This window comes from Prochlorococcus sp. MIT 1327 (genome assembly GCF_047304785.1).
Classification (GTDB): Bacteria; Cyanobacteriota; Cyanobacteriia; order PCC-6307; family Cyanobiaceae; genus Prochlorococcus; species Prochlorococcus marinus_D.
The window spans coordinates 2,462,446-2,480,171 of sequence record NZ_CP138972.1 but is presented as its reverse complement, the minus strand read 5'-3'; the positions used below and the strand labels follow the sequence as shown (position 1 = coordinate 2,480,171).

The 17,726-nt window shown below is 44.1% G+C and carries 7 protein-coding genes and 1 pseudogene; 1 reads left to right on the top strand and 7 read right to left on the bottom strand.

The features are described from left to right. Positions 1-154: 154 nt before the first annotated feature. Positions 155-214, bottom strand: a pseudogene (locus SIB80_RS12235) (hypothetical protein); the annotation flags it as partial. Between the two features lie 20 nt (positions 215-234). On the opposite strand from SIB80_RS12235, the gene SIB80_RS12230 reads away from it, so the two are divergent. Beyond that, entirely contained in the window at positions 235-375 is a 141-nt protein-coding gene (locus tag SIB80_RS12230) for a hypothetical protein (RefSeq protein WP_413352355.1), read from the top strand. Positions 376-1,087: 712 nt separating this feature from the next. Here SIB80_RS12230 and SIB80_RS12225 read toward each other — a convergent pair. The 6 genes from SIB80_RS12225 to SIB80_RS12200 form a co-directional block, all read right to left on the bottom strand. After that, on the bottom strand, positions 1,088-1,219 hold the full coding sequence (locus tag SIB80_RS12225; RefSeq protein ID WP_268873939.1) for a hypothetical protein: 132 nt from the start codon (positions 1,217-1,219) through the stop codon (positions 1,088-1,090). A gap of 81 nt (positions 1,220-1,300) precedes the next feature. After that, a complete protein-coding gene (locus tag SIB80_RS12220; protein ID WP_236065944.1) occupies positions 1,301-2,023 on the bottom strand; it encodes a hypothetical protein in 723 nt (240 codons plus the stop codon). 155 nt (positions 2,024-2,178) lie between these two features. Then, the gene (locus SIB80_RS12215) at positions 2,179-4,398 is read right to left on the bottom strand and encodes a CmcI family methyltransferase (protein WP_063419098.1); all 2,220 of its coding nucleotides are present in this window, start codon (positions 4,396-4,398) and stop codon (positions 2,179-2,181) included. 693 nt (positions 4,399-5,091) lie between these two features. Then, positions 5,092-12,105 (bottom strand): SUMF1/EgtB/PvdO family nonheme iron enzyme, encoded by a 7,014-nt coding sequence (locus SIB80_RS12210; protein WP_063419096.1) that lies wholly within the window; start codon positions 12,103-12,105, stop codon positions 5,092-5,094. After that, a complete protein-coding gene (locus tag SIB80_RS12205; protein WP_063419095.1) occupies positions 12,102-12,314 on the bottom strand; it encodes a hypothetical protein in 213 nt (70 codons plus the stop codon). Before SIB80_RS12205 ends, SIB80_RS12210 begins: the two co-directional genes overlap by 4 nt. A 225-nt stretch (positions 12,315-12,539) precedes the next feature. Further along, positions 12,540-17,699, bottom strand: a complete 5,160-nt coding sequence (locus SIB80_RS12200; RefSeq protein WP_413681487.1) for an SUMF1/EgtB/PvdO family nonheme iron enzyme — start codon at positions 17,697-17,699, stop codon at positions 12,540-12,542. Positions 17,700-17,726: the final 27 nt, after the last annotated feature.

Here is a 17,726-nt window from a genome sequence, read left to right as displayed (position 1 = left end):
CTCCTTGTATGTGTAGTCTTATTGCTTCTTTGTGAAGAGCTTCTCCTTCTGACTGCTTCTTTAGGTTGGCAAGGTTATTGATAGCAGGAGCGTAGTCATTATTGATTTCTAGGGCTTTTTCATACCATCCAAGGGCATTAACTTGATCGCCAAGATTCATAAAAATGTTGCCTATGTCTTTAGCTATTTCAGGATCACTGCCATCGAGTTGATGAGCTTTGACAAGGCATTGCTGTGCTTTTTCTAATTGCCCTAGAGCGAGTAATGATTTCCCTGCGTATTTATAGGCAAATGCCTCCTCAGGATTCCCCTGAAGAACGTTTTGGCAAGCCTGTAGGGACTCCTGATGGCGACCAGCGGCTGAGAGCTCTTTGATGGTCGCCAGATCACTCACGAAATTAATGGCCGAATTGGGTCGACTTTACTCCCGATTACGAGCCATTCTCCAAACAAGATGAGAAGCTCTGGCTTCTCATCTTGTTTAATGCACCCTCGCTTCGCTCCCGCATTTCTTTCGCTGCCGCAGGTTGCGAGATCAATTTCTAGCGTTAGCGCCAAGGCTCAGCGGTGTAGCAATCGGCTGGCGAACTATCTCAGAAGCAAAAACGGAATTAATCACAGGAGTATCAACAGTGTTGGCGGCTTGGTGAACCACGAACAACGGCCTGCCGCTAGCGATTTTGAGGGCTGGGAGGCCACCTTGATTAATGCACTCCAGAAGAACCTAAAGGGAGGGGGGGGCTCCTCTAACTCCACTTGAGACTGCCTTGGATTTCGAAGTCTTAGCATGGGGTCATGGAAATATTCATTTGACCGCAGATCGAACTGAATCCATCAGCTTTGCCTACCTGGGTGATTATTGATTGAGAGTTATAGGACCTACCATGGCTAGTTTCATCTCCGACCCTTGAATAAGCACAGTCTTTAGGTGGCTATGATATTTAAGGTTATTGATTGGGTTGTATGAATAGGCAGGCAAGACCTCGCACTATTTAATAGCTCAAAAGTGCACTGGCCAAGCCAGTTAAATATATTTTTTGGATATAAAAAGGATGTTTCTTACAACAAGCTTTATTGTTGCTTTGCTTTAACCGGTGAGCGGATCCTGGAACTCTGTGCCCTGCATATCACCATCGTTAGCAGTGGTATTGCCATCAGCGCCGATCACACCCACAGCCGCTGGTGATTCGAGTGCCGTACATCTGCAAATGTGGTTCATCTCAGCGGTGAACTTATTTACTAGTCACTCTCTTGAGGTCTTCCATCATTGGGCTCCAGTCATGCCTATTCATTTGGCTGACTAGCCAAAGGCTTGCTTGAACGAATCACGTATTGTGCGAAAGCTGGTGGTTCTGTAGCTGCGGTTGTGAACTTCTTCGGAGTGGCCCATTGCTGCGCAAAGATCAGCCTTGTGCACCTGCATTGATTCGCAAACGAGTGAATAGGTGTCGCGGAAGCTATAGGGCCTGAGCCATTCACCTTGCTCGGCTTTCTGTTTCACCAGTTCCTGCCAATAGGGCAAACGGCGCAGGGTTTTCCCAAGGTTGGCGCCACTGATCTCCATGGGATTGCCATCGCTGCCGATCGGTAGCTTCAGCTCACAGCGCTGGATTTGACCCACAAGCTCAAAACTCTGGCCGGCTACGGGAACGGCCTCAAGCCAGCGGGGCTCATTTGATCTCTTCACGCCACGTGTTGTGTAGACCTTGCCCTGGCTGCAAAAGAGCTGAGCTTCACCGTCGGCATTGGTTCGAACGATCAGGCAGTTCACTTCCCACATCCGTAGACCGAACACCCGCAGCAGTCTGGCCACATTCGCCCAACCTTCTTCTAGGAGCTCGAATAGTTGCAAGCATTCAGCATCAGATAAGGTCGCCTTGATTCTCCTTTTAGCTGAGCTGCCGCGGAGTTTTTCGTATTCACGTGGGCTGATCAACCAGCACTGGGATTGCCTGTGTTCATGCACGGCGAATTCAAGGAAAAGTTTGAGGGCCAGGCTGCATTCGAGCCTGCTGGCCGGCATGTTGATCCACGGCTTAAGAGGCTCCCCAAATCTCACGCCTGCTTTCTGGTTTGTTCTCTTATGTCTAAGGACTTTGTCGGCAAGTTTTTTGCCTGCTCGATAATGTAAACCACATTACTCGGACATTGCAGCTTCTGCTAAAATGTAAAATACTATTAAAAAACCCTGAAGATAGAGTCTATCGAGCAACTCATGTTGATTCCAAAAAAATCAAGGAAGAACTGGTCGACTCTGTACTTTTCGCCCTGAATCAAAACAAATTCCTCTATTTGCCTTTGCTTGCCGGAACTGTCTTCAATAACCAAGTAATCACCTTTATAGAGAAAAGTATTTAACTCATTCATAACGTTTAAAACGTTGACATGAGCATCTTCGATGACAATTTTTGATTTGCCCATGAAGGAATTAGCCAGTGGCAGGCAAGCGGAATTCCCTATTTTGCAGAGATCAAACTCTATAAATGTGACATTCTTATTGACTATATCTGGTTTCTTGATGTCATAGCTGTATATATGGGTTTCAAGGCCCAAGGCGTTGCATATGTCTGACATCCAAATAGCACTACCGCCAACGCCAGAACCGATTTCAATAATTATTTCTGGCCGGACCTCGTTGATTATCATCGAATAGATCGCAAGATCATTAGCGGTCTTAAAGATCTCATAATCTTTCCATTTTATAAGCGAGTGCGTGCCTTGGGAGACAGAGATTGGCATTCCATCCAATTGCCTTTGGCCTTGCGTCTTGGCTTTTCTTTTAGCAAGAGTAATAAAACGATCTTTTTTTGAGTCAACTAGAGATTCATATATTTTAAGTTCATCACACTGTGAAGCGCCAATGCCTCTAAGAGCCCTGTCTACTGCCTTGTCAAAAAATGTTGGAATATTGTCTTGGCTGATTATTTTTCGCACATGCGAATCGATGACATTTGAAATAATAGCCTTTGTTTCTACATGGGCTGACGTCAATTCAAAGTGTTGAGTAAAGCTGGCTATAGCTTGATCGAGGTTGCCAAGATCTTTGTAGATGCTACCTATTAGCATATGGGCGTCTGCATTGTCGGGTTTTAGTTCTAGAGATTTAAGCGTGGAGGCAAGAGCTTGATCAAGCTTGCCTAGATCTTTGTAGATCCCTCCCAGGTTCATGAGGGCAGTCGGGTTATCAGGCTTGAGCTCTAGAGATTGGAGGGTGGAAGCAAGAGCTTGATCGAGTTCACCGAGCTTTTTGTAAATGCCGCCCAGGTTCATGTGGGCATCGGAGTCATCAGGCTTGAGCTCTAATGATTTGAGGATGGAAGCCAGGGCTTGATCAAGGTTGCCGAGCTCTTTGTAGATGCTGCCCAGGTTCATGTGGGCAGTGGGGTTATCGGGGTCTAGCTCTAAAACTTTCTGTGTTGCTGGCAATGCTTCTTGATGTCGACTTTCGCTTATAAGAGCAGCCCCTATATTTCCCCACGCAGCAATAAATGTCTCGTCTAGTTTGATGGATGTTTGGAATGCTTTTATGGCAGCGTTGTTTTCGCCAATTTCAAGCAAGCAGAGCCCAAAATTGAATGGAATCAACTTGTTCTGTGATTGATGAGCGTTAAGCTTTTTGTATTCAATAATTGCTTCTTTGAATTGTCCGAGATTTTGATGTGTCTGCGCTAAAAGCAGTGAGCATTGTTCGCTGGGTGCAAGAGCTGATGCTTTTGCGAGCTGTTCAAGGGCTTTTCTAGGTTGATTTTGTTGTAAAAGTAGTAGCCCCTGATTGAGCAGTGCGTTGCTGGCATGCGGATGAATGTTTAATTCCTTCTGATAGTGCTCAATTGCTCGCTCGGGATTGCTTTTGTTTTGGAAGACGAGACCAAGGATTTCATTCGCTCCTGGCGTGTTCTCGTTGATGCCTAAGGCTTGTTCCGCGAATGATTCGGCTTGATCGAGATCCTTAAGTGCCAGATGGCTTGCTGCTGCTCCGATATATGCTTGAACCAGCTTTGGATCTGCCTGTATGGCTCGTTGGAATAGCTCGACCGCTTCTTGATTATTGCCTGACTGCTTCTTTAGGTTGGCAAGGTTATTGATAGCAGGAGCGTAGTCATTATTGATTTCTAGGGCTTTTTCATACCATCCAAGGGCATTAACTTGATCGCCAAGATTCATAAAAATGTTGCCTATGTCTTTAGCTATTTCAGGATCACTGCCATCGAGTTGATGAGCTTTGACAAGGCATTGCTGTGCTTTTTCTAATTGCCCTAGAGCGAGTAATGATTTCCCTGCGTATTTATAGGCAAATGCCTCCTCAGGATTCCCCTGAAGAACGTTTTGGCAAGCCTGTAGGGACTCCTGATGGCGACCAGCGGCTGAGAGCTCTTTGATGGTCGCCAGATCACTCACGAAATTAATGGCCGAATTGGGTCGACTTTACTCCCGATTGCGAGCCATTCTCCAAACAAGATGAGAAGCTCTGGCTTCTCATCTTGTTTAATGCACCCTCGCTTCGCTCCCGCATTTCTTTCGCTGCCGCAGGTTGCGAGATCAATTTCTAGCGTTAGCGCCAAGGCTCAGCGGTGTAGCAATCGGCTGGCGAACTATCTCAGAAGCAAAAACGGAATTAATCACAGGAGTATCAACAGTGTTGGCGGCTTGGTGAACCACGAACAACGGCCTGCCGCTAGCGATTTTGAGGGCTGGGAGGCCACCTTGATTAATGCACTCCAGAAGAACCTAAAGGGAGGGGGGGGCTCCTCTAACTCCACTTGAGACTGCCTTGGATTTCGAAGTCTTAGCATGGGGTCATGGAAATATTCATTTGACCGCAGATCGAACTGAATCCATCAGCTTTGCCTACCTGGGTGATTATTGATTGAGAGTTATAGGACCTACCATGGCTAGTTTCATCTCCGACCCTTGAATAAGCACAGTCTTTAGGTGGCTATGATATTTAAGGTTATTGATTGGGTTGTATGAATAGGCAGGCAAGACCTCGCACTATTTAATAGCTCAAAAGTGCACTGGCCAAGCCAGTTAAATATATTTTTTGGATATAAAAAGGATGTTTCTTACAACAAGCTTTATTGTTGCTTTGCTTTAACCGGTGAGCGGATCCTGGAACTCTGTGCCCTGCATATCACCATCGTTAGCAGTGGTATTGCCATCAGCGCCGATCACACCCACAGCCGCTGGTGATTCGAGTGATTCAACAAAGTCATTACCCGCTTCTACGGCGTTTTGATCCTTAAAGGCTTGGTTATCCCAGGCGGCATCGCCTGTTGTTCCCTGATTATCGAGTTCATCCCAGGAGATTTGATCAGAACCGGTAAAGCTTGATTGTGTTCCATTGGCGCCATTGATTGGTTGTTGATGCAGGCTTTGGCCCCAATCGGCATCCAAGACAGCTAGATCTGCCATCGAGATCTGGCCATCAAAGTTGGCATCGACTCCTCGCGCCACACTGGCATCAACAAAGCCATCGCTATTGGCATCCACTGCATCTGGATGCTCACTGGCTTGTTGTTGTCTTGCAGCACCAGCATTGAGATAGGCCAGATCTTTCATTGAGACCCGCCCGTCGTAGTTCAAATCGCCTTGGAAGGTAATTAGGTTTTTCGAGCCCTTTTGATTCTCAAAGACGGCTGAGCCTGCTGCTTTAAGACTCAAAATGCCGTCGCTGAGATCAACAACATTGCCTGCAGCTCCTGTGATTTCAATATCAGCAACCAGTTGCGCTGTTTCTTGGCCTGCTTGCGCAAATACGCCATCAACAAAACTGCCACTCGCGAGGTTTGTTGAGGCTTGATAGCTTTCTGTTGAACTGATATAAAAACTGGAGGTATTCAACAAACTTGCATTGTCATTGGCAACTCCCGTAATCGCTATGTCTTTGGCCTGAATATTGCCCACATTGGTCCATTCGCTTGTGGCTGTAATCGTATCGCCTGTTCGTACCAGATTTGTTTGTTTTGAGTTATAAGAGCCAATATCCAGATCACTACTTAAGATCAAGCCATCGCCTTGTTCTTCTAGATTGATTGTTGCCTCATACAGGGTGACTTTGGTTCCATCAACAGCTAAATCACCACCGAGATCACGCAGGCTCTTGATCTCGCGATTCACAAAACCACTTTCATCGTTTAAAGCTTTAGAAAATACTGTTTCATCTTGATTGGCACTCAAGCCAAAGAACAGCGGTGTGCTGAGATCGTCAATGCTGCCATCTGAATTTTGATTGAGTTCGGCAAGATTAAGTTCATTGAAATCAAGATCGATCGACGCCAAAACAGCACCATCTGAGCCGATGCTCGCGCCGGCATCGGTTAGATGGTTTGCATAGAGATCACCTGGATCTAGATCTCCAAGACTTGCAGCAGCAATCCGGATGGTTCCCACATCATTATCAATGCGTACCGCATTGGCGATGGGTAGTTGCCCGCCAATCGTGATATCAGATGCCTTGATCTCATTAAACAGATAAGGATCAAAGTTGATCGTGATATCTGCTGTTTCTAGGTTGTATCCAGCGGCCAGGCTCTTGGCTGTGATATCCAACTGATAGATCTCACTGAGATCAACTGAATCACCAAGAACGGCTAATTGCTTTCTTGCTTCGGCTTGTTCTGCTTCTGTTCCTTCTTTTAAATGCAGGCTATAGCCAAGTTCGACATCAAGATCTAATTCATCGAATTCTGTTCTGGCTTTATTCTCTACCCAGCTACTGGCTATTTCAGGGTTGGTTCTTTCGTCTGCTAGACCATTAACAGCAAGGCTAAATGATTTTTCAAAAGTTAATTGCGAAGAATCGCTAGTTTCTACTCGAATCCTATAACTATCTTTGGATTGATGTTCTGATGAATCATTGGCCTTCAGTTGATTTCCTTCTATTACGAACAAGCTATTGTCTTTGTCGCCTAAGCCAGCGACAAGCGAATAGGTATGGCTATCTCCAAAATTCTGGTCGCTAGTCGAGAGAGTAGCGACAACGGAGTTAATCGCTAAACTCTCTTCAAATATTAGATTGGAAATATCAATATTATTAGGCGCCTGTTGCTCAAAGCCCGTTGTAATTCGCGAAAGGAATATATCCTCTGAACCAGTATCATCAGCTCCTGCGCTAGAGGCACTGGTTCGGGCGCTGAGATACATCTGTCCATCAGCGACGAAAAGGCTCTTATTAAAGTCAAGAGGGTCAGAGAGATCAAAAGTTAGCTCACGGCTGATCGAACCATCTTTTTCAATCTCAAATAATGTGGTTTTCTTTGGCGTAGCTGATAATTGCATGCCATTACCTAAATCGTCATAATCTGCCCCAATTGCATAGGCACTGCCTCCATAGGAGACAATGTCTTCTATTCTTTGATCATCAGAATCTCCCCAGTGCTTGTCCCATAATATGTCTCCAGTCTCTAGATCACGGCTGACCAGTCGATAAGAATAATTGCTTCCCCATTTATCTAATGCTGTCGTTCCAGCAGTTAAAAGTTGATCTTCAAAGATCGTTGAACGCATATCGGCACTCCAATTCCCTACCGTTTGTGTGCTAAACCACTCCTCGTTGCCATCTAAATCGACCTTTACAACATGTGCTCCTCTTCCGGCTGCTTTGCCTTTTCCATGTGACGACGTTCCAAGATAAAGACTTGAACCATCGCTCTCAACATCAACAAAACTACTTAAAGGTGTGTTGTAATCTTTCTGCCAATTGATCTCGCCAGTTTCCGTTTTCAGAGATTTATAGATTGCTTTGCTACTTCCATCTTGAGTACCACCAACAGCATAAAGCTGATCATCAACAACTTTTAGGTCGTAAATAGCATGGTCTTGAGTGAGCGCCTGAGTCCATTGTATTTCACCATCTGTGTTTAGCTTGTTAATCTTAGAATCACCGTTAGTTTCACTCCAAGAAATATAGATATTGCCGTCCACATCAGTGGTTGTAGTTGTATTTAAGCCTGCATTGCTACTAACAGGACGAATCCACTTGGTGGATCCATCGAGATCGGTTTTAAGTACTTGAAGTTCATTTGTTTCTTTTTTAAGAAGTGGGATGAATAGATCTTTTTTGCTGGAACTTGCTTCGCGTAAAGACGAATTAGAAAACTGTTCAGCAAATGATTTTATTTTGCTATGTTTAAGATCTTTACTCATCACCCAAGCATCTGCCAAGGTGCGATTGCCATCAATAAAGGATAGGTCTTCAATATCAATGAGTGTATCTGTACCGTCTGGGGACTCATTGCGTGTATCTACAATTTCAATAGTGTCGTCTAATAAATAGTATTGATAATCAGATTTCTTACCCGTAAAGCGTGCCTTATCTCGACCCAAACCTCCATTAATTCTATCCCTACCAGCTCCACCATGAAAGACTTCGTTTTCTTCACTGCCCTGAAAATGATCTTCACCTGCAAGGCCGAAGATATGAGTCACTCCAGCTCTGCCTATTAAAAGATCATCGCCTTGTGTTGCATTGAGGTCTTGAGTTATGTTGATACTGATTGGTATGTCAGTATTGTGATAAAGATTGGAACTATCTGTCGCCCTAAAACCAATTGAATGCAAGCCAAGATCTTCTTCATCAACAGGACGACCACTTAGGTTGCCTTGACTATCCATATACAGCCAACTTGGGCCCTGAAGATGTGAATACGAAATCGAATCTCTATTAGGATCAACATAACTATCAGCTACAGAGAAGGAATAATCTTTTCCTATAGGAACATTACCAAGGATCCATTCTTCAGTTTCATCTAAATTTTCTTCCTGCATTTCTAGCAAGTTAATATCTTTTTCGCCAGGGTTGTCAAACAGTGGAGCGCGTTGCCATTGATTATTCCAACTGGTTATAGGAGCAAGGCTAACTACTCGAAAACCAATTTCATCAGATTCAACATCGGCATTATTGCGATGTCCTTCAAAGTTCCAAGTGATACGTGAATCTGAGCTAAAGCCTGGATCTTGATCGCGAAAATCTCCGCCTACCCGATAACCTCGATTTTCAGTCCACTCATGAACATTACCAGTTTGATCATAAGTTCCATAATGACTCGGAGTTGCATAGGAGCCGACAGCTTTTGCTTCACCATCTATATCGCCAAAATTTGCATCATCAGTGGAGATTGTATTGCTTTGCGTCGCATAAGCGAAATAGCCTAATTCTCCATCCTTGCCGCCATTTGGACCACCTGAATAATAAGCAGCTTTATGCCATTCATTTTGATCAGCAATGGCAACACCTCCATTGCCCCAGAGATTTACATCGTGCCAACGATCTTGATATGAATTATTACTATTTATATTTCCATAGGTGCCAATATCAATGGACCCAGATGTCATCCAATTACTGAAGCGTGCTGCATCCTTCCAGCTGACGTTGGTTACTGGGTGGCGCTCCATGTCGGCAACACTTTTATAAACCCAATTCCCTTCCTCTCCCTCACGAACAATATTTTTTGAAGCCATATTGGGGCTCCATAATCCGTATTCGTCGTTATAACGAGCGGCATTATTCAGGAAAGTTGCATACTCGTCATTGGTGACTTCATATTTGCCAATGTAATAACCATAGCCAACACTTCCGACATCATTTTTGCCGCCAACTGTTTTTTTACCATTTGGGTTGTTCACATCGCCTACATAGACAGATTCAATTTCTAGTGAATCAAAGCTATCGTCAACTGTAAATTGCCATGTATCACCTAAAATAACAGTGTCATCAGTAATTAAATCTATATCTTCGCCCTGATTGGTTACCGTATCAATGCGCCAGTAATAGGTTTTGCCAGGAGTAAGTACTGATGGTGTGAATATATTATGAGATTTAAGTTGTGAAGCTTGGAATGTTAATTCAGACGGATCTGAGCCAAGATAAATATTATTAGCAACAGCCTCTCGCCCCTCCAGCCACATCAGGTCTGCATCAGCCTTAACGGTTAATGATCCATCTGGAGCGATAGGCATCCTGGCCGTATCCGTTTGATGGCCTGGAATCCAATAGGTTGTATCACTAAATTCATATGGTCCGATATCAGGAGATTGCCCTAGCGTTCCAGAGGTAACTCCTTCAACAGGATCGCTAAACCCAGGGATTGATTTACCAGCATCAATCAGTACCGAGTCGCTGCGAAGCCTGAAATCAAGATTGCCTGGATCACGGAGCTCTTGATGGAGAAGTTTTGGTTCTCCTCCATGACCACGGTCAAACGCTGATGAATTATTTGTTTTGTCCTCGGGGTTCAGAACAGGAAGCCATGGGATCGAATTAGCAGAATTATTGTGAACAACAGAAAGGTGATTGCCCTTTTGGGGTAATGAGGTGTCTCTGCTTATTATCCGATCATGCTTCGTAATACCATCGCCGTTATAGCCGTAGAATTTTACAGATGGAATACCAAGATCCACTGTATTATTAAAGGCTAGGTTGTTATGTATTTGGTGTTGATCTCCTTTGAGGTAAAAACCACGTCCATTTTGGAAGCTGACGTTATGGTCAACAATTCGGTCAACTCCCCCAGGGTGTCCATCAAGACGAATGCCATTGCGTGGTATGTCATGAACCCAGTTACGTCGAATGACAAGATTGTCAATTGATTGGTTGGCTGTAATACCACCAGTATCAGATGACCACTTTGTGTCATAAATATGATTAAGTTCTAAATGATTGTTGTGCCCTGGTCTCCCCAGGCCGCCCCAGCCCATATCATGTACGCTATTACGAATTGCAGTTACATTGCTCTGGCTCATCACAACAGGGCCACCATTGGAACCCCAAAGCATGATATTTGAATTATGAAAATGATTATTTTCAAGGTGAATATCAGATGATGAATTTCTGCCACCATCAAATAAAAGTCCATAACTATATGCGAATTTATTGTTCTTAAGGGTTAAATCTGAAGCGTGATTTCTTACACCCTTAAATACATTTCCTCCTGGGAATTGATTCTCTCCAAGCATCAGCCCGTTATGGGCTGGATAGAGAAAGCTACTATTTTCATAAGCAATATGATTAGAGTTGATAATCGAGAATGCGCCTGAGAAAAGGTTTACGCCATCAAATCGAAGATTATTGCTGCCGTTGATTTCAATAAGATTGTTGCCCTCGTAGCCACCTTTTTGATGAGTTCTAGCCTCTATATTTGCGTTGTTTGGGTTTTGATCATTTTCTAGCCAGGCAAAGAGATCTCCCGTATTTTTGTCGTAATACCACTCCCGTGGAGTATCAAGAAGATCAATATCACCCTCAATAAAATAATCTCCACCACCCAATTTCCCACTGCTTGTTATATTGAGAGCCTGAGGATCAGACAAGAACTGGCTTTCCCCTGCATCATGCGACGTGATGACAGCAGCACCTTTGCCTTTGATATAAGCAGTAGCACCTTCAACACTGACACCAAGCTCTTCTAGACCGCCATTATCCTCGTAAGAGCCATCAGCAATCTTTTTGGCTGAAGACCAGGTGTGCCAGAAATCAGCATCTGGCTGGTCATAGTCTTTATTGATATTGGGCCAGCGGGCCCCAGTAAGCATCTTGTTATCGATGAATAGCTGAGAGACATCAAACTGAACATCTTCATTCCATACGTTTGTTTTCCAGATGTTCCCTTCGTGAATTGCCCATGGGCTTTGGATTTGCTTGGCTCCAGAGAGCAGAACATCTTCATTGTTGTAATTCTGGAAAGTAATCCAATTATCTTCTGTGCCATGAACACCATCGAGAGTCAAAGCCTCTCGATAGATCCCGCCTCGAATATTAACAACATCGCCTGCCCCAACTTGATTGATCGCATGTTGGATTGTTTCAAATGGTGCATCAATTGTGCCTAAGTTGGCATCATCTCCATCATTAGAAACGTAATACTCAAAAGAGGTATTAGTAGTGCTTGATGCTGTCTCACCCTCAGCCTCAGCCTCAGTATTTGTAGTTGGTGCAGACACCTTTTCTGCTAGGTGAAGGCTGGGAATTGGATTGGCGACGCTATCACTGTTGGCGCTGTCATCACTAATAAGGTTTTCGCCAATACCAAGTTGCTCACCAGCACCAGCTTGGCTTGCATTGATGCTGGCCTGATCGTCTTGTTCGTTGCTGTGATCGAGGCTGCTCATCGCCGCAAGCCTCGCCAGCGGCTTAGAGCTTGCCCTTGCCCATGCTCATGCCCATCGCCATGCTCATCCGTTTGGCCTTGCCCTTGCTCATTCACTTGGCCTGCTTCCACTCGCGCCAACGCTGGCAGCATGATTTGCAGGCAGGCTGAACCATCAAGGAGCTCGCTCAGCTCCCTGGCCAAAAGATCAGTGTTGGCGGGGGGTCGCACCTTACAAGCGGTTGATCAGCACAACTTCAACCCTATTTCTAGGGGAAAACGCTTATCTCAGGCAATCACCTGCCAGAAGACTTATCGATTCACTGCCGTGATGTCGTTGAGTATGAGTTAGAAGAAGAGATGACTAAAACCTTGCGAGAGCTTGCTTTTTAGCCTTTTTCTTTTGGCTTTTAGCCTTGCCTCTGCTTGGCAGCCTTGTTGTTGGCTTTGAGGCCGTTAAGCGGTGAGCGGATCCTGGAACTCTGTGCCCTGCATATCACCATCGTTAGCAGTGGTATTGCCATCTCCGCCGATCACACCCACAGCTGTTGGGTTTTCCAGTGATTCAACAAAGTCATTGCTGGCTTCTACGGCGTTTTGATCCTTAAACGCTTGGTTATCCCAGGCGGCATCGCCTGTTGTTCCCTGGTTATCGAGTTCATCCCAGGAGATTTGATTAGAACCGGTAAAGCTTGATTCACTGCCATTGGTGCCATTAATTGGTTGTTGATGCAGGCTTTGGCCCCAATCGGCATCCAAGACAGCTAAATCTTCCATCGAGATCTGGCCATCAAAGTTGGCATCCACTCCTCGCGCCACACTGGCATCAACAAAGCCATCATTATTGGCATCCACTGCATCGGGATGCTCACTGGCTTGTTGTTGTCTTGCTGCACCAGCATTGAGATAAGCCAGATCTTTCATCGATACCCGGCCGTCGTAATTGAGATCGCCTTGGAAGGTAATCAGGTTTTTTGAGCCCAATTTATTCTCAAAGACGGCTGAGCCTGTTGCTTGAAGGCTGAGGATGCCTTGGCTGAGATCAACAACATTGCCTGCAGCACCTGTGATCTGAATATCGGCAACCAGTTGCGCTGTTTCTTGGCCTGCTTGCACAAATGCTCCATCAACAAAGCTGCCACTCTCGAGGTTTGTTGATGTTTGACTGTCGTCAGGTGAACTGATATAGAAACCAGAGCTTGCCAAACTTGCATTGGCATTAGTTAGGCCAGTAATTTGTATGTCTTTGGCCTCAATATTTCCCACATTGGTCCATTCACTTGTTGCTGTAATCGTATCGCCAGTTCGTACCAGATTTGTTTGTTTTGAGTTATAAGAGCCAATATCCAGATCACTACTTAAGATCAAGCCATCGCCTTGTTCTTCTAGATTGATTGTTGCCTCATACAGGGTGACTTTGGTTCCATCAACAGCTAAATCACCGCCGAGATCACGCAGGCTCTTGATCTCGCGATTGCTTAACCCTGCAGCATCGGTGAGATCCTTAGAAAATACTGTTTCATCTTGATTGGCACTCAAGCCAAAGAATAGTGGTGTGCTGAGATCGTCAATGCTGCCATCTGAATTTTGATTGAGTTCGGCAAGATTAAGTTCATTGAAATCAAGATCGATCGACGCCAAAACAGCACCATCGGTGCCGATGCGCGCTCCTGCATCGGCTAGATGGTTTCCATAGAGATCTCCTGGATCTAGATCTCCAAGACTTGCAGCAGCAATCCGGATGGTGCCGACATCATTATCGATGCGTACCGCATTGGCGATGGGTAGTTGGCCGCCAATGGTGATATCAGATGCCTTGATCTCATTGAAGAGATAAGGATCAAAATTGATCGTGATATCTGCTGTTTCTAGGTTGTATCCAGCTGCAAGACTCTTGGCTGTGATATCCAACTGATAGATATCACTGAGATCAACAGAATCACCAAGAACGGCTAATTGCTTTCTTGCTGTGGCTGGTTCTGCTTCTGTTCCTTCTTTTAAATGCAGGCTATAGCCAAGTTCGAGATCAAGCTCTAGTTCATCAAAATCTGCTCTGGCTTTATTCTCTGCCCAGCTACTGGCTATGTCGGGGTTGGTTCTTGTTTCTACAAGGCTATTGACCACTAAGGGAACAGGCACTTCAGTGTCGTCAAAGGATCCAGAGGAATCAGTTACTCGAAGCATCACCTTATGTTTACCTATATCTTCTGCAGAAGGTGTTGCTGTCACTGAGCCATCAACATCTACAGCAATCCATTCGGGTCCACTAAGTAGGGAAAATGACAGGGGATCATTTTCAGGGTCATAAACAGAGTGGATCAGTGATGTCGAGAAATTTTCGCCAGCTATAGATTCACCAAGTGACCATGTGGTCGCTATCCATGATGGAGCTTGATTTTGATAGTCTGGTTCATTAGAACCAATCGGCAAAAGGCTGACGACACGAAATCCTGTATCAACCTCTGCATTGACACGTTTTAGATCTTGACGACTCTCTTTAGATAGATAGGTAAGATTCTTATCGCTATTTGTTGAGCCTCCACGAACAAAAGTTCTTATCGTAGTATTGTCAGCTGCTTCTTCTAGAAGTTCTCTAACGTTGCCTGTTTGATCATAAGTGCCATAGTAACTTGCATAGTCTTCGTAACTGCCTACATCAGTTAATAGGGAAGGAGCCGATCCAATACCATAGTTAGACTCTTCTAAACTGAGATCATTACTTTGTGTGGCATAGTTCCAGTAACGATTTTCTCCATCATCTTGTCCGGAAAAATATGCAGCTTTATACCATTCATCTTCATTGGCCAGTGCAACACCGCCATTCGCCCAGGCATTTTCACTACGAGGATTTGCTCTGTCAGTAGCTATCCTGTCGTAAATCCCTTCTTCTGTGTCGCCACTTGTCATCCAATTGCAGAAGCGAAGAGCACTCCAATAATTGACGAAATTAACTGGGTGATTTTCACGATCTTCAATCGTGGCGTATGAATAACTACCATCTTCACCACTGCGAATAATAGCGCCATACTCTTCCATTTCGGAACCAAATAATGGATATTTCTTGTTGGGCTCAGTCTTTGCTGCGTTATTGAGGAATTCTATATATTGTGAATTAGTTACTTCATATTGTCCGATATGATAAGGGTAGTCTACTGAACCAAAGCCATTGACATCACTCTCGTTCCCCTCATTCTCAATGAGTACTGTTGGAATATAAACAGGCTTTTCTGATGGATGAGGGACTGTAAAGTTCCATAGATCGCCTTCAATTACATCATTATCAGTTACGGTATCAACTCGCCAAAAGTATTCATTACCCATTTCTAGATCAGGGGTGAAAATATTATTTTCCTGATTGCTCACTAACTCCAATGTGTTGGCATCTGTGCCAAAGTAAATATTGCTTGAAACAGCATCTCGACCTTCAAGCCACATTAAATCGGCATCTTTTTTTACTGTGAGGGATCCATTGGGTGCGATAGGCATACTTGCTTTCTTTGCTTGATAACCAGGTATCCAATAATTAAGATCTCCATATTCGTAGGGGCCAATGTCTGGACCATCTCCTAGATAATTATCTGTATATCCAGGAATATGAGTGCCTTGATCTATGAGTGGTGAATTCTCCTTAGGTCTGAAATCAAAGTTATCAGGATCACGTAACTCATTTTGGACATTTTGGCCAAAATCACTTCTCGAGATATTGTTTGTGATGTCGTCAGGATTAATAACAGGAGCAATGCTGTTATTGTTTCCAAGATTATTGTGAACGATTGAATAATGATTGCCTTGGTGCAAATCTTTCCCCTCTCTTCGACCATCCGCTCTATTCTCGTAGAGCTCAAAAACATCTTCAGTAAATTTTATATCAGGATCATCATAACCATAAAATTTATCATGTGAAACATGAATGTCAACATGAGTATTGTCAAGGGCTAAATTATTCAAAACAGTATGTTGGTCACCCTTGAGACGAGTGCCACGTTTTACATTAAACATCACGTTATTATTGACTGTTCCTCTCATGCCAGCAGGGTCACCATCAAAGCGAATACCGTTCCGGCCGGGTAGATCGTGAATCCAATTATTGCGAAGAACCAGGCCAGCCACACTCCCTCTATTGACTTGAATGCCTGAATCATCACCATGGAAATGGTAGTCATATATATGAGCAAGCTCGACAAGACCCTCCTGATCTTTTTTTAAGTTGTTCCCATTACCAAATTTTCCAATTCCACCAAAACCTATCGTATGGGCGGTTAACCTACTGACTACATTCCCTCGTGCTACACCAGCAGTCCATACTGCGCCACCACCAGTAGGCTTATTATGAAAATAACAATTTTCGATTAAATAATCCTGACCATGCTTACCATGATTCAATAATGTGTTGTAGGAATAGGCGAATTCAGAATTACGATAACTTATATTGACGGACATATTTGCGACGTCTCCGACAAAATTCCCCCTTGAATTATGATTATTTTCGTAATTTGAACCTATGTCATATAAAGCATCCGCTCCCAGCATATGAGTGTTGTGGCCTGAATACAAGAATGAACATTCGTCAAAATCTATATCAGTACTTTTCCAAAGCTCAAATGTACCTGTGTGCAATGTGATTCCATTAAAGTTTAAGAATGAGGAGTCATTTACTCGTAGTAATTGATCTTCATTGCGATAGTCGCTAGTTAAATAGCCCCTAGCATTAATATCTCGATGATTAGGATTACCATTGTCATCCATCCATACATAAAGCTCTCCAGAATTCTTGTCGTAATACCACTCTCTAGCTTGATCTAGCAGATCTATGTCAGATGTTATGTAATAGCTATCCTTGTAGGCCCTGTCTAAATCAACATCACCACCTTCTATTATAAAATTAGATTCACCTGCTTTGTGCTCCGTTATATGGCTGACTGATCCTTTGTAAGTGACAAGTAATCCATCTTCAACGCTGAAGTCTAAAGATGCAAGGCTATGCTTTTCTTCTACGTTTTCGAAACTACCATCATCACCTGGCTTTAGCTCGAGACTTGTATTATTGATGTCCCAATAACTATAAGGTGTTGGGTTCTCACCATCCGAATCATCGAGCTGATCCCAATCCTTCGTGATGTTTGGCCAACGGGCAGCCGTGAGCATCTTGTCATCAAGGAACAGTTGTGTGACATCAAAATCAACTGTTGTTTTCCATATGTTGCCTTCGTGTTGTTCCCATTGAGTTGTTATTTCTTTCGCCCCAGTGATTAAGACATCCTCACCTTGATAACCTTTAAATGTTATGGGATGATCCGCCGTTCCATGTATATCTTCTAAGAGTAATTTCTCGCGATAGATGCCGCCTCTGATATTGACAACATCTCCAGCTCTAACTTTTGTGATTGCATGCTGAATTGTTTTGAAAGGATTATCGAACGTGCCTAGATTGTCATCATCTCCATCATTGGAAACGTAATACTCAAAAGAGGTATTAGTAGTGCTTGATGCTGTCTCAGACTCAGACTCAGACTCAGACTCAGACTCAGACTCAGACTCAGACTCAGACTCAGACTCAGACTCAGACTCAGACTCAGGCTCAGGCTCAGGCTCAGTATTTGTAGTTAGTGCAGACACCTTTTCTGCTAGGTCATCGCTGGCAAT

What these genes read in the sequence shown, in the direction of transcription:
- SIB80_RS12225 (WP_268873939.1), bottom strand. Translation starts at nt 1,219, where the DNA reads ATGAACCACATTTGCAGATGTACGGCACTCGAATCACCAGCGGCTGTG.
- SIB80_RS12220 (WP_236065944.1), bottom strand. Translation starts at nt 2,023, where the DNA reads ATGCCGGCCAGCAGGCTCGAATGCAGCCTGGCCCTCAAACTTTTCCTT.
- SIB80_RS12210 (WP_063419096.1), bottom strand. Translation starts at nt 12,105, where the DNA reads ATGAGCAGCCTCGATCACAGCAACGAACAAGACGATCAGGCCAGCATC.